At 63.6% G+C, this 13,542-nt stretch carries 12 protein-coding genes; 4 read left to right on the forward strand and 8 right to left on the reverse strand.

From position 1 onward, the window contains the following. Window positions 1-2: 2 nt before the first annotated feature. From ACLRDN_RS20940 to ACLRDN_RS20970, 7 genes are all read right to left on the reverse strand, one after another. Entirely contained in the window at window positions 3-704 is a 702-nt protein-coding gene (locus ACLRDN_RS20940) for an ABC transporter ATP-binding protein (protein ID WP_413457847.1), read from the reverse strand. Further along, window positions 697-1,464 carry an ABC transporter ATP-binding protein gene (locus ACLRDN_RS20945; protein WP_413457848.1) on the reverse strand — a complete coding sequence of 256 codons (768 nt, stop codon included), beginning with the start codon at window positions 1,462-1,464 and terminating at the stop codon, window positions 697-699. Before ACLRDN_RS20945 ends, ACLRDN_RS20940 begins: the two co-directional genes overlap by 8 nt. Beyond that, window positions 1,461-2,468: a branched-chain amino acid ABC transporter permease gene (locus ACLRDN_RS20950; protein WP_413457849.1), complete on the reverse strand. Its 1,008-nt coding sequence runs from the start codon at window positions 2,466-2,468 to the stop codon at window positions 1,461-1,463. Before ACLRDN_RS20950 ends, ACLRDN_RS20945 begins: the two co-directional genes overlap by 4 nt. Next, window positions 2,465-3,331: a branched-chain amino acid ABC transporter permease gene (locus ACLRDN_RS20955; RefSeq protein ID WP_413457850.1), complete on the reverse strand. Its 867-nt coding sequence runs from the start codon at window positions 3,329-3,331 to the stop codon at window positions 2,465-2,467. Before ACLRDN_RS20955 ends, ACLRDN_RS20950 begins: the two co-directional genes overlap by 4 nt. Window positions 3,332-3,580: 249 nt before the next feature. After that, a complete protein-coding gene (pcaF, locus tag ACLRDN_RS20960; RefSeq protein ID WP_413457851.1) occupies window positions 3,581-4,783 on the reverse strand; it encodes a 3-oxoadipyl-CoA thiolase in 1,203 nt (400 codons plus the stop codon). 36 nt (window positions 4,784-4,819) lie between these two features. Then, complete coding sequence (locus ACLRDN_RS20965; RefSeq protein ID WP_088756063.1) at window positions 4,820-5,461, reverse strand: CoA transferase subunit B; 642 nt, start codon at window positions 5,459-5,461, stop codon at window positions 4,820-4,822. Beyond that, window positions 5,458-6,132: a 3-oxoacid CoA-transferase subunit A gene (locus ACLRDN_RS20970; protein ID WP_034336231.1), complete on the reverse strand. Its 675-nt coding sequence runs from the start codon at window positions 6,130-6,132 to the stop codon at window positions 5,458-5,460. The genes ACLRDN_RS20965 and ACLRDN_RS20970 overlap by 4 nt, the downstream gene beginning before the upstream one ends. Window positions 6,133-6,492: 360 nt before the next feature. Between ACLRDN_RS20970 and ACLRDN_RS20975 the strand changes: the two genes are divergently transcribed. Beyond that, window positions 6,493-7,434 (forward strand): IclR family transcriptional regulator C-terminal domain-containing protein, encoded by a 942-nt coding sequence (locus ACLRDN_RS20975; protein WP_413457852.1) that lies wholly within the window; start codon window positions 6,493-6,495, stop codon window positions 7,432-7,434. A gap of 144 nt (window positions 7,435-7,578) precedes the next feature. Here ACLRDN_RS20975 and ACLRDN_RS20980 read toward each other — a convergent pair whose 3' ends face one another. Beyond that, window positions 7,579-8,694, reverse strand: a complete 1,116-nt coding sequence (locus ACLRDN_RS20980; RefSeq protein WP_413457853.1) for a porin — start codon at window positions 8,692-8,694, stop codon at window positions 7,579-7,581. 560 nt (window positions 8,695-9,254) lie between these two features. Here ACLRDN_RS20980 and ACLRDN_RS20985 point away from each other — a divergent pair. The 3 genes from ACLRDN_RS20985 to ACLRDN_RS20995 all read left to right on the forward strand — a co-directional run bounded on the left by ACLRDN_RS20985 (window position 9,255) and on the right by ACLRDN_RS20995 (window position 13,540). After that, window positions 9,255-10,430 (forward strand): ABC transporter substrate-binding protein, encoded by a 1,176-nt coding sequence (locus tag ACLRDN_RS20985; protein ID WP_413457854.1) that lies wholly within the window; start codon window positions 9,255-9,257, stop codon window positions 10,428-10,430. Window positions 10,431-10,734: 304 nt separating this feature from the next. Continuing rightward, window positions 10,735-11,514, forward strand: coding sequence for a crotonase/enoyl-CoA hydratase family protein (locus tag ACLRDN_RS20990; protein ID WP_413457855.1), 780 nt, complete (start codon window positions 10,735-10,737; stop codon window positions 11,512-11,514). 163 nt (window positions 11,515-11,677) lie between these two features. Continuing rightward, a complete protein-coding gene (locus ACLRDN_RS20995; protein WP_413457856.1) occupies window positions 11,678-13,540 on the forward strand; it encodes a feruloyl-CoA synthase in 1,863 nt (620 codons plus the stop codon). Window positions 13,541-13,542: the final 2 nt, after the last annotated feature.

Consider the following 13,542-nt stretch of genomic DNA (forward strand, 5'->3'; position numbering starts at 1 on the left):
CCTCAGGCTACCGCTACCAGCCTATCCAATGTCTGTCCATCGTCCAGCAGGCTCTGGCTGTCCGAGGCATGCACGATGCGGCCGCGATCGAGCACGATGGCCCGCTGCGTCAGCGACAGCGCCATGCGTGCATGCTGCTCCACCACGATCACCGACATACCTTCTTCACTGACCAGGCGGCGGATCACCTTCAGCAGCTCCTGCACGATGATCGGGGCCAGCCCTTCCATCGGTTCATCCAGCAAGAGGATGCTGGGACTCACCATCAGCGCGCGGGCAATGGCCAGCATCTGCTGCTCGCCCCCGGAGAGCTGGTTGCCCATGTTGTGGCGGCGCTCATGCAGGCGGGGAAAAATCGAATAAATCTTCTGCAAGTTCCATTTTCCGCCACGCTCCACCACCGTCAGGTGTTCCTCCACCGACAGCGAAGGAAACATGAAACGCTCCTGCGGCACCCAGCCCAGGCCGGCGTGCGCGCGCTTGTGGGTCGGCACCCGTGCGATGTTGCTGCCCCGCCAGTGGATGCTGCCGCCATGCAGGCGCGTGAGTCCCATGAGCGTAATCAACAGGCTGGTCTTGCCGACGCCATTGCGCCCCAGCAGGGCCAGGCTCTCGCCTTCCTGCATCGAGAAGGACACCTCTTCCAGGACGATGGAGTCGCCATAACCGGCGCTCACCTTCTCCAGTGCCAGCAGCTCAGGCATGTTCGGCCTCACCCAGGTAGACTTCCTTGACGCGCTGGTCAGCCGCAATCTCCGCCGGCGTGCCCTCCACCAGCACCTTGCCACCGACCAGCACCGTGATGCGCTCGGCGAAGCGGAACACCAGGCCCATGTCATGTTCGATGAAGACGATGGTCACTTCACGCGGCAGCTGCGCAATCACTTCGAACAGTTCACGGCTTTCCGCCGAGGGAATGCCGGCGGCAGGTTCGTCCAGCAACAGCACCTTGGGCTGAGTCGCCAGCGCGAGGGCAATTTCCACCAGCCGCTGCTTGCCATAGGCCAGGCTGCGCGTGATGCTGTTGGCTTCCTGCGCCAGCTTGAGGGACTGCAGCAAGGCCATGGCTTCGTCCACGACCTCGGTCTGGCTGGCCACGGTCTGGTACCACTTGTATTGCAGGCCGCGCCGCTCCTGGATCGCCAGGATCACCGACTCCAGCACCGTGAGCCCGGCAAAGAGCGTATTGATCTGGAAGGTGCGCGTCATGCCGCGCTTGACCCGCTCATGCTGGGCCAGCGCGGTAATGTCCTCGCCGCCAAACCATACCTTGCCCCCGCTGGGCGCAAAGCCGCCCGTGAGCAGATTGATGAAGGTGGTCTTGCCTGCGCCATTGGGACCGATCAAAGCGTGGCGTGCGCCGGGCGTGAAGGTCAGCGAGATGTCGCTGTTGGCCACGAAGCTGCCCCAGCGTTTGCAAAGACCTTCAGTGCGCAAGGTGGTATCGGCTGGACGCGGGCTCATGCGCGGCCTCCCTTGAAGAACTTGTCACGCAGCACGGCCAGCCCGCCGAGCAGGCCACCACGTGCAAAGAGAACGATGACGATCAGCAGCAGGCCGATCCAGAATTGCCAATAGGCCGGATTGAGGCCGGACAGGTAATCCTGCGCCAGCATGTAGACCAGTGCACCGACCAGTCCGCCATAGAGGCGGCCGGTACCGCCCAGCACCAGGATGATGAGCAACTCCGCCGACCGCGGGAAACCCAGCACATCCAGCCCGACGAACTGCGTGGTCTGCGCCAGCAGGGCACCGGCCACACCGGCCACCGCAGCGGCCACGGTGAAGATGACGACCAGGCGACGATTCACATCGGCACCGATGGCCGGCATGCGGCGGCCACCTTCGCGGATGCCGCGCAGACCCAGCCCGAAGGGAGAATTCACCATCCGCCGCAGCACCACGAACAGCAGCATCAGCACCGCGAAACTGTAGCCATAGGCCACGCGTCCAGTGAGATCAAATTCGAAGACACCGAAGATCTTGCCCATCACCATGCCGGACAGGCCATCCACGCCACCCGTGATGAAGGCCGCCTTGTTGGCCGCCTCGAACAGCATCAGGCCGATGCCCAGCGTGACCATCAGGCGCGTGAGGTCCGCTCCGCGCACCACCAGGAAGCTCACGAGGAAACCGGCGACAGCCGCCACGATGGCCGCCAGTACGAGCCCCGTGATCGGCTCGCCCCAGCCATGCACGGCCAGCAGCCCGGCCGTGTAGGCCCCCAGGCCAAAGAAGGCGGCATGTCCCAACGAGACGATGCCGGCATAGCCCAGGATCAGGTCCAGCGAGACCGCGAACAGGCCCACGATCATGATCTGGCTGATCAGCACCAGGTAATCGGGGAAGAGGAAATAGGCCGCCACCGGCATCAGCCAGAAGAGGAGCTCCAGCGGCGTCCAGCGATCATTGGGCAGCCGCAGTACCGGCTTGGCGGCCGCTCTGGTTGTAGTGCTCACGCTGCTCATCCGCGCCTCCGCATCAGTCCGGCCGGGAACAGGATCAGCAGCACCACCATCAGGCCATAGATGACGAAGGCGCCGATCTCCGGCACATAATATTTTCCGGCGACGTCGAACACGCCCAGGATCAGTGCGGCCAGCAGCGGCCCCTTGATGGTGCCGGCTCCCCCCACGGCCACCACCAGCAGGAAGTAGACCATGTACTTGACCGGGAAGGTCGGGTCCAGCCCCAGCACATCAATGCCCAGGCCGCCACCGAGACCGGCCAGGCCCGACCCCAGTGCAAAGGTCAGGCTGAACACGCGGCTGACGTTGATGCCCAGCCCCGCTGCCGCCACCTGGTTGTCGACCGAGGCGCGGATCTGGGCACCGAAGCGGGTGCGCTCGATCAAGAGGCCCAGCGCCACCGTCACGATCACCACCACGCCGATCAGGAAGACGCGATACGCCCCCACATCCAGGCCCAGCAGCGAGATCTGCCCGCGCAGCCAATCCGGCAGCACGACCGGCTGCTGGGTCGGCCCCCATTGCCAGGTCGCGCCGGCCACGGCCATGAAGGTCAGGCCGATGGAAAACAGCACCTGGTCCAGGTGGCTGGCCTTGTAGAGACGGCGATAAAGGGAACGTTCGAGGATCAGACCGACCACGGCGGCAGAGATGAAGGCCAGCGGCAAGGTCGCCAGGAAGGGAACGCCGATGCGATTGAGCAGCGTCACGCAGACGTAGCCGCCCAGCATGGCGAAGGCACCGTGGGCAAGGTTGATGAAGTTCATCATCCCCATCGTCACCGACAGGCCCACGCTGATTAAGAATAGAAGACTGCCGTAGGCAATGCCATCAAAGAGCACGCCAAGGAAGTTGCCTAGCATGGCATACCTCCCCGGCAAGGACGAACGGGCGCAGCCGAACGCGGCGCGCAGTCATGATGCGGATGCATGATGCGGTTGGTCTCCTTCTGTCCTGCAGCTCTGTTTTTTTGGCCGCTTTGGAATCGATATAAATTATTTTTCTATTGTGCTGCGCCTGCCTCAATTCATGCTTGATCAATTTTCACGAAGACCCTTGCGATCTTCATGGATGGCGCGACACGGATGCCCGGCCGCGCCATCCCGAACGCATCAGACGCGCTCGATCACCATCGCGATACCCTGCCCCACGCCGATGCACATGGTGCACAGCGCATAGCGGCCACCGGTGCGTTCCAGCTGGTAAGTGGCAGTGGTCACCAGGCGCGCACCGCTCATGCCCAGCGGATGGCCCAGGGCAATGGCACCGCCGTTCGGGTTGACGCGTGCGTCATCATCGGCCACGCCCAGTTCGCGCAGCACGGCCAGCCCTTGCGAGGCGAAGGCTTCGTTGAGTTCGATCACGTCCATCTGATCGATCGTCATGCCCAGTTGCGCCAGCACTTTCTTGCTGGCCGGCGCCGGACCCATGCCCATGACGCGCGGTGCGACACCGGCCGTGGCCATGCCCAGGATGCGGGCGCGCGGCTTGAGCTGGTATTTCTCCACGGCGTCAGCACTGGCCAGCAGCAAGGCGCAGGCGCCATCGTTGACGCCGGACGCATTGCCGGCAGTGACGGTGCCATCCGGCCTGACCACGCCCTTCAGGCGGGCCAGTGCTTCCATGCTGGTCGCGCGCGGATGTTCATCCTGGGTCACGGTGATGGGGTCGCCCTTCTTCTGCGGGATCACCACCGGCACGATTTCCTGAGCCAGGTTGCCATTGGCTTGCGCAGCGGCGGCCTTGGCCTGGCTGCGCACGGCGAATTGATCCTGGTCTTCGCGGCTGACCTTGAAATCGACGGCGACATTCTCGGCCGTCTCCGGCATGGCATCCACGCCATACTTCTGCTTCATCAGCGCATTGACGAAACGCCAGCCGATGGTGGTGTCCTGGATCGCCGCCTGGCGCGAGAAGGCGCTGTCGGCCTTGCCCATCACGAAGGGGGCGCGGGTCATCGATTCGACGCCACCGGCGATCATCAACTGGGTCTCGCCGGACTTGATGGCGCGCGCGGCCGTGCCCAGCGCATCCATACCCGAGCCGCACAGGCGGTTGATGGTGCTGCCCGGCACTTCCTGCGGCAGGCCTGCCAGCAGCAGCGACATGCGTGCCACGTTGCGGTTGTCTTCACCGGCCTGGTTGGCGCAGCCAAAGATCACGTCATCGACGGCCTTCCAGTCCACCTGCGGGTTGCGCTCCATGAGCGCGCGCAGCGGCACCGCGCCCAGGTCGTCGGCGCGCACATCCTTGAGCGCGCCGCCATAGCGGCCGATGGGGGTGCGGATGGCGTCACAGATAAATACGTCTTTCATGCATTCCTCACAGCGATAACGAGATGGGTCACAGAATCAGGCGGCCGGGCGCAGCGGTGCGCCGGTCAGTTCCTGCAATTGTGCAAAGGACAGGCCCTCGACGATCTCGCGCACCTGCAGGCCTTGCGGGGTCACGTCGATGACGGCCAGGTCGGTGTAGATGCGGTTGACGCAGCCGATGCCGGTGAGCGGATAGGAGCAGGCCTCCACCAGCTTGCTTTCGCCGGTCTTGGTCTGGTGGTCCATCATCACGAAGACTTGCTTGGCGCCGATGGCCAGGTCCATCGCACCGCCCACGGCGGGGATGGCGTCCGGTGCGCCGGTGTGCCAGTTGGCCAGGTCACCCTTGGCCGAGACCTGGAAGGCGCCCAGCACGCAGATGTCCAGATGGCCGCCGCGCATCATCGAGAACGAATCCGCGTGATGGAAGTAGGAACCGCCGGTCAGGAGCGTCACCGGCTGCTTGCCGGCATTGATGAGGTCTTCGTCTTCTTCGCCGGGGGCCGGGGCCGGGCCCATGCCCAGCACGCCGTTTTCGCTGTGCAGGAAGATTTCCTTGTCCGCCGGCAGGTAGTTGGCGACCTTGGTCGGCAGGCCGATGCCCAGGTTCACGTAGGCGCCCTCGGGGATGTCCTGCGCCACGCGGGCGGCGATCTCTTCACGGGTAAAGCGCTTCATTGCTGTGCCTCCTTGGTTTGCACGATCCGCTGCACGAAGATGCCGGGCGTGATGATGTTTTCCGGATCGAGCTGGCCCAGTTCCACCACCTCGGTGACTTGCGCAATGGTGACCTTGGCCGCCATCGCCATGATGGGACCGAAGTTGCGCGCCGTCTTGCGATACACCAGGTTGCCCCAGCGGTCGCCGCGCAGCGCCTTGATGAGCGCGAAGTCGGCATGGATGGGCGACTCCAGCACATAGTGCTTGCCATCGATGAGACGGGTCTCCTTGCCCTCGGCCAGCATGGTGCCGTAGCCGGTCGGGCTGAAGAAACCGCCGATGCCGGCACCGGCGGCACGGATGCGCTCGGCCAGGTTGCCTTGCGGGGTCAGTTCCAGTTCGATTTCACCGGCACGGTAGAGTGCATCGAAAACGTGGGAATCGGTCTGGCGCGGGAAGGAACAGATGATCTTCTTGACGCGCTTGGTCTTGAGCAGCGCCGCCAGACCCGTATCGCCGTTGCCGGCGTTGTTGTTGACGATGGTCAGGTCGCGCGCGCCCTGGGCGATGAGCGCATCGATCAGGGCCGAGGGCATGCCGGCATTGCCGAAGCCACCGATCATGATGGTGGCGCCATCATGGATGTCAGCCACCGCCTGCTCCAAAGAGTCAGAAATTTTATTGATCACGTTGCTCTCACTGTAGATGCGGCGCTTCCAGCTGCGCCTGCGGATTGCCTCGCTGACCTTGGTCTTGCCGTTCAGCCAGGCGGTTGGGACTCGTCTCTGCCGGTGTGGACGGGCATTCCGGAGGCATTTGCAGCGTGACGTTTTCTGCACCAGAATGTTCGATCACCGAACTAATGTTTGATTTTCGCACAAAAAGAGTTTAGCGATCCGGCTTGACGGCCGTCAAGAAAAACCCGCAGGATGTGTTCGCTTGCCGCACAAAACGTTAAAATCCTGACGCACTGAGGTATGGCGGGAAATCCGAGCTGCCCCGCTGATGCATCGTCCTGAACCATCCGACCAGAGAGCCCATTCGCGCCCATGTCCACCGCCCCTGCTGCCAAGACCCGCAAGACCGCCGCCAAGAGCACCACTGCCGTCAAGGACGCCAAGCCGCCCAAATCCGCCCCGGCCGCCAACCGGCGCAGCAAGGCGCGGGACCAGGAGGCGGCCGCCAGCGCGCCCGAGGCTGAACGCGAGCTGACCATCGCCGAGGAAATCGATGCCCTCACCGACCCCAGCTTCATGACCTCGCTGGCCCGGGGCCTGGCGGTCATCCGCGCCTTCAGTGATTCGCGCCGCAGCCTGACCATCGCCCAGATCAGCCAGAAGACCGGCATCCCGCGCGCGGCCGTGCGGCGCTGCCTGCACACCCTGAAGCAACTCGGCTATGCCGATTCGGACGTCAACAATTTTTCGCTGCGCCCCAAGATCCTGACGCTGGGCTACTCTTATTTGTCGTCCACCCCGCTGACCGTTTCTGCACAGCCCTACCTGAACAACATCAGCCGCACGCTCGGCGAGTCCTGCTCGCTGGCCGTGCTGGATGACAATGAAGTGCTCTACGTCGCACGCTCGGCCACCTCGCGCGTGATGTCGGTAGCACTCAATACCGGTAGCCGCCTGCCGGCCTATTGCACCTCGCTGGGCCGGGCCATGCTGGCGCACCTGCCGGATGAACAGCTCAAAGCCTACTTCGAGAAGGTCAAGCTGCGTGCCCTCACCGACAAGACCGTGGTGTCGCAAAAACGGCTGCGCGATATCCTGGCCGGTGTGCGTGAACAGGGCTATGCGGTCATCGATGAAGAACTGGAAGTCGGCCTGCGCTCCATCGCCGTGCCGGTGCGCGGTGCCTCCGGCAATGTGCTGGCCGCACTGAACGTGGGCGCACAGGCCGCGCGCGTATCGGTGGCACAGATGGAAGAAGAGATCCTGCCGGTGCTGCTGCGTGGCGCACAGGAATTGTCAGTGCTGCTGCCTTGAAAAACAGGCCCGCACTCCCCACCGGGGAGGCGGACCGAAGACAAAAGCAGACCCTGCCTTTGCCATGCTGCGGATGTCGGCGCACCGCTCGGAACTCCGGGTGCGCCATCCTCCTCAAGACTGCTTTTCCATCACCGATCGGAATCAGAAGGTGTGACGGATGCCCGACATCACGCCCAGCTGGTTCTTGCCCGCCCCCACCGATCCACCGGCGTCGACAGCCACGGCCGCCGTGCCGCCGTTCTTGATGTAACCCAAGGAAGTGTAGAGCGCCGTGCGCTTGGACAGGTTGTAGGTCAGGCGCGCCACCGACAGAGTCACGTCGTTAGGGCTGTTCTTCACGCTCAGGCGCGAAACCTGCGCATCCAGCACCAGGGTAGTGGTCAGCGGATAGCTCACGCCCAGGTAATAGAGATCGGAATCGGTATTGGTGTTGGCCGCCGCACGGGTGCGGCGATCCACCACGCCGCCGCCGATCTTGACGTCACCGATCATGTAGTAGCCGTTGAGCGTGATGCGCTGGTCGCTGTTGCTGCTGCTGGTGAGTCCACCGGCCGCGCCCGTGTTGCCATACAGGATGTCATAGGACGAAGTCACGCCCCAGCCCTTGCCGTCATAGCCCAACAGACCCGTGACCTGGCGGCAGGCCTTGCTGTTGCCGGCCACTTCGCCGGCACAGTTGGTGGCGGCCGGACCGCCGGTGGCCGAGGTATCGCGCCCGAAGCTGTAGGTCGCGCCCAGCGTGAAGCCGCTGAAGCTGCCGAGGTAGCCGATGGAATTGTCGCTGCGGGCATTGGGCAGGTACGGGTCGATGCTGCCGATGGCGAAGATGTTGGGGCCCATCACGTCCGTCTTGAGCTGCGAGATATAGGTCATGTTGATCTGGCGGCCCAGCGTGACCTGGCCCCAATCGCTCTTCAAGCCCACATACGACTGGCGCCCGAAGATGCGGTTGCCCTGCCCCATGGCGCCGGTGTCGGGAGCAAAGCCGCTCTCCAGCACGAAGATCGCCTGCAGTCCGCCGCCCAGGTCTTCGGTCCCGCGAAAGCCGATGCGCGACGGGAAGCTGCCCGTCAGCGACGGCATCTTGAAGACCGCATTGCCGTTGGCATTGGCATTGGTGGTGTAGACCACGCCGGTATCGATGATGCCGTAAATGGTCACCGAACTCTGCGCCATGGCCGAGCCCGCCGCACCCGCGGTCATTGCACATGCGGCAGCGGCCAGGGCTACTGCGCGCAGGGTGGTTGTTCTTGTCATTGCCATCTCCTCCTGATTTCATTGAATGGTGAATGGCCGGTGCGCTGCCGGCGCACGCCCTCCTCCAGGCATGCCCCAACGATTCGCCGCTCGCCGGCCGGGTGACTTCCGGTAATGTCAGTCCCTCTGGTGTACTGCGACTGCCTGTTGCGAATTCCTGATGCCGTCACGCAATGTCCCGGAACGCGGGCGAAAAACGCCCCCTGCCCCATGGTCAGCGCCATCGGCATGCTTGCTTGCGACGCCTGCGGCGTCAGATTCAAAATGCGAGTTGGTCGGCGCCTCCAGGCGGGCACCGCAAGGTGAAGCGTCTCGTTTCTGGCTTGTTTCTTATTTTTTATAACTTTTATTGGCCGTTCGGTAAACGAACATCGGTTTGTTTACCGAACGGATGGTGCGATACTATTGTCGGCGCCGACGCTTTGTCAACAAGGCGAGCCAAGGAAGGGAAAACGATACGTCGTCCGACCGCAACAGTCGGACCAGCGATGCGACAATCAGGACGGCAGCAGAATCGTCCGCGCATCGCCACTCATCACAATCACAAAGGAGACAGAAAAATGAAGCTGAAAAAACGCGCAATGCTGGCCGCGATGGTGGCCTCCGCCAGCTTGCTGACATCACTGGCGCACGGTCAGGAAACCATCAAGGTCGGCCTCATCGCTGCCTTCTCCGGCCCCTTCGCCGACTACGGCAAGCAGATGGAAGGCGGCATCAAGGCTTGGATGGCGCAGCATGGCGACACGGTCGCGGGAAAGAAAATCCAGGTCATCATCAAGGACACCACCGGCCCCTCGCCCGAGATCGCCAAGCGCCTGGCACAGGAACTGGTGGTGCGCGAGAAGGTGGATTTCCTGGCCGGCTTCGGCCTCACGCCCGAGGCGCTGGCGGTGGCGCCCATCGCTGAACAAGCGAAGAAGCCGATGATCGTCATGAACGCGGCCAGCTCCGTCATCACCACCAAGTCCGGCTACATCGCACGCTTTTCGATGACGCTGCCACAGGTCTCGGGCCCCATGGCGACCTGGGCGATCAAGAACGGCATCAAGCGCGTGGTCACGCTGGTGGCCGATTACGGGCCGGGCATCGATGCCGAGACCGCCTTCAAGACCAACCTTCTGGGCGGTGGCGGCCAGGTACTGGAATCGATCCGCGTGCCGCTGCGCAATCCTGAGTTCGCGCCCTACATCCAGCGCATCAAGGATGCCAAACCGGAGGCGGTGTTCATCTTCGTGCCGGCGGGCGAACAGGGCATCGCCTTCATGAAGGGCTATCGCGAACGCGGACTGGCCGAGGCCGGCATCAAGGTCATCGCCACCGGCGACCTCACCGACGACCACGTGCTGCCTGCCATGGGCGATGCCACGCTGGGCGTGATCACCACCTTCCACTATTCGGCCGCGCATGATTCGGCGGAGAACAAGGCCTTCCTCAAAAGCTTTGCCGCCGCCAATCCCGGCGCGGGCCGGCCCAACTTCATGGCCGTGGCGGCTTACGACGGCATGAACGCCATCTACGAGGTCAGCAAAAAACTGAACGGCAAGATCGATGGCGACCGTGCCATGGCCATCCTCAAGACCATGAAATTCACCAGCCCGCGCGGCCCCATCGCCATCGACCCGGCCACCCGCGACATCGTGCAGACGGTCTACGTGCGCAAGGTGGAGAAGGTCGGCAATGAGGTCTACAACGTCGAATTCGACAAGTTTGAGAACATGAAGGACACCGGCAAATAATCGCCTGCCGATACTCCGTGGAAACGCCGGTGATGCAGTGCACACCGGCGTTTTTCGTTGGTGCGCCCGCAGCAGTGCAGGCTGGCGCGTCATCGGTCATGAAGACGTCATCGTTTCGACGCGACGCAGCAATTTCCGTCCGAATTCCTCATGCATTTTTCGTTCGCTAATCGCCCGCTTTTACTTTGTTCGCACAAGGCGCAAGCCACATGGGGCTTGCGTTTACCTCCACTTTACTTATACTGAATAAACGTTATAACTTATAACTAACTCAAACGCCGACCACGGCATGACCAGAGACAGCATGAACCAGCACAGCGACCTCCTCGACATCCAAGTTCACGGCGCCATTGCCGAGATCGCGCTCAACCGCGCCGCCAAACGCAATGCCCTCAACGACCCGCTGGTACGCGCCATCCGCGACTGTTTCGAAGACCTGCCCGAAGGCGTGAAGGTGGCCATCATCCACGGCATCGGCGAACATTTCTGCGCCGGCCTGGATCTCTCCGAGCTGCGCGAGCGCGACACCACCGAATCCCTGCATCACTCGCGCATGTGGCATGCGGCCTTCGAGCAGATCGCCTTCGGGCGCGTGCCGGTGATCGCGGTATTGCATGGCGCAGTCATCGGCGGCGGACTGGAGCTGGCCTCGGCGGCCCACATCCGCGTGGCCGAACCGAGCGCCTTCTACGGCCTGCCGGAAGGACAGCGCGGCCTCTTCGTCGGCGGCGGCGGCTCGGTGCGCATCTCGCGCCTGATCGGCGTGGCCCGCATGGCCGACATGATGCTGACCGGCCGCGTGCTCACAGCTGAAGAAGGCCACCAGGCCGGCATCTCGCAGTACAGCGTGGCCGCTGGTAGCGGGCTGGACAAGGCGCGCGAACTGGCCGAACGCATCGCCCGCAATGCGCCCATGACCAACTACGGGATCATGCACGTGCTGCCGCGCATCCATGACCAGTCGATCCAGGATGGCCTGATGACGGAGTCGCTCATGGCGGCCGTGGCGGGCAGCGATCCCGATACCAAAGGCCGCCTGGCGGCCTTCCTCGATCACAAGCAGAACAAGGTCAAGCCGACCTGAACACGACCGCAATACCGAACAAAGCATCACAAAAATCGGCCAGGCATGGCCGGCCAAGAGCCACCACAGCGGCCAGCAAGTCAGCAAGTCAGTAATACAGCGCAAGACCACAACAACACGCCTGTCCGGCCACGACCGGGCGGGTGACACAACAGAGACATGTATGAACACTCCTCCTCGCTATCGCAGCTTCAGGTTCGGCATCGGCGGCGTTGACGTCGTGCCGGGTGCTGAGGGCATCTCCATCGTCAAGACGCGCCAGCCGCTGGGCGACTATCCTGCGCGCCTGACCGACAAGCTGATCCACTGGGCCACCGTCGATCCCGACCGCACCTACATGGCCCGCCGCGACAAGGATGGCCAATGGCGCCGCATCAGCTATGGCGAAGCCCTGCAAAGCGCGCGCCGCATCGGCCAGGCGCTGCTGCAGCGCGGACTCTCGGCCGAGCGCCCGCTGCTGATCCTGTCCGAAAACGACCTCGAACACGCCATGCTGGTACTGGGCTGCCACTATGCAGGCGTGCCTTATGCGCCGGTATCGTCGGCCTATTCGCTGCTCTCCAGGGATTACGCCAAGCTGCGCCATGCGGTGCAGTTGCTCACGCCCGGCCTGATCTTCGCCGCCCATGGCGAGAAGTTTGCAGCGGCCGTCAATGCGGTAGCACCTGACATCGAATTCGTGGTCACCGAAGCCCCGCCTGCCGGGCGCGAATGCACGCTGTATGCGGAACTGGAAGCCACCCGCGCGGGCGATGAAGTCGAGCGTGCCTATGCCGCTACCGGTCCGGATACCATCGTCAAGTTCCTCTTCACCTCGGGCTCCACCAAGATGCCCAAGGCGGTGGTCAACACCCAGCGCATGATGTGCAGCAACCTGCAGATGATCGTGCAGACCTTCCCCTTCCTGTCCGAAGAGCCGCCCATCCTGATCGACTGGCTGCCCTGGAACCACACCTTCGGCGCCAACCACAACGTGGGCATCGTCATCTACAACGGCGGCACCATGTACATCGACGAGGGCAAACCCACGCCGCAAGGCCTGGCCACCACCCTGGCCAACCTGCACGAGATTTCGCCGACCGTGTATTTCAACGTGCCGGTGGGCTGGGAAGGCATCGCCCACGCGCTGGAGAAGGACCAGGCCCTGCGCGAAAAATTCTACAGCCGCCTGCGCATGCAGTTCTATGCCGGCGCAGCGCTGGCGCAACCGGTGTGGGACAAGCTGCACGCCACCGCCGAAGCCACCTGTGGCGAACGCATCGTGATGTGCTGCGGCCTGGGCATGACCGAGACCTCGCCTTCGGCCCTCTTCGTGGCCGACCTGGAAGTGCAGGCCGGGCAGATCGGCATCCCCACGCCGGGCATGGAAATCAAGCTGGTCCCCAATGGCGACAAGATCGAGATCCGCTATCGCGGCCCCAACGTCACGCCGGGTTACTGGCGCGCACCGGAACAGACGGCCGAGGCTTTCGATGAGGAGGGCTACTTTCGCTCGGGCGATGCGGTGCGCTGGCTGGACCCGGCGCATCCGGATCGCGGCTTCATGTTCGATGGCCGCGTAGCCGAAGACTTCAAGCTCTACACCGGCACCTGGGTCAGCGTCGGCCCGCTGCGTGCGCTGATTGCGCATGAAGGCGCACCCTACCTGCAGGATGCCGTCATCACCGGCCAGGACCGCAATGAAGTGGGCATGCTGATCGTGCCCAACATCGAGCGCTGCCGCCAGCTGGCGCACCTGCCGGCCGATGCATCGCGCGCCGAGATACTCCATGCGGCGCCGGTACGGGACTTCTTCCAGGACCTGCTGGAGCGCCTGCAAACCCATGCCACCGGCAGTTCAACCCGCGTGGCGCGGGCGCTGGTCCTGATCGATCCGCCGTCCTTCGACCGTGGCGAAATCACCGACAAGGGTTCCATCAATCAACGCGCAGTACTGACGCATCGCGCCGCCCTGGTGGAGGCGCTCTACGCCGGCACCGACCCGGCCGTGCTGACCGCACAGGCCGCGCTCTCCCCCGCTCACTGAGG

Origin of the sequence: Herbaspirillum huttiense, from assembly GCF_047300815.1 — a bacterium.
Taxonomy (GTDB): domain Bacteria; phylum Pseudomonadota; class Gammaproteobacteria; order Burkholderiales; family Burkholderiaceae_D; genus Herbaspirillum; species Herbaspirillum huttiense_A.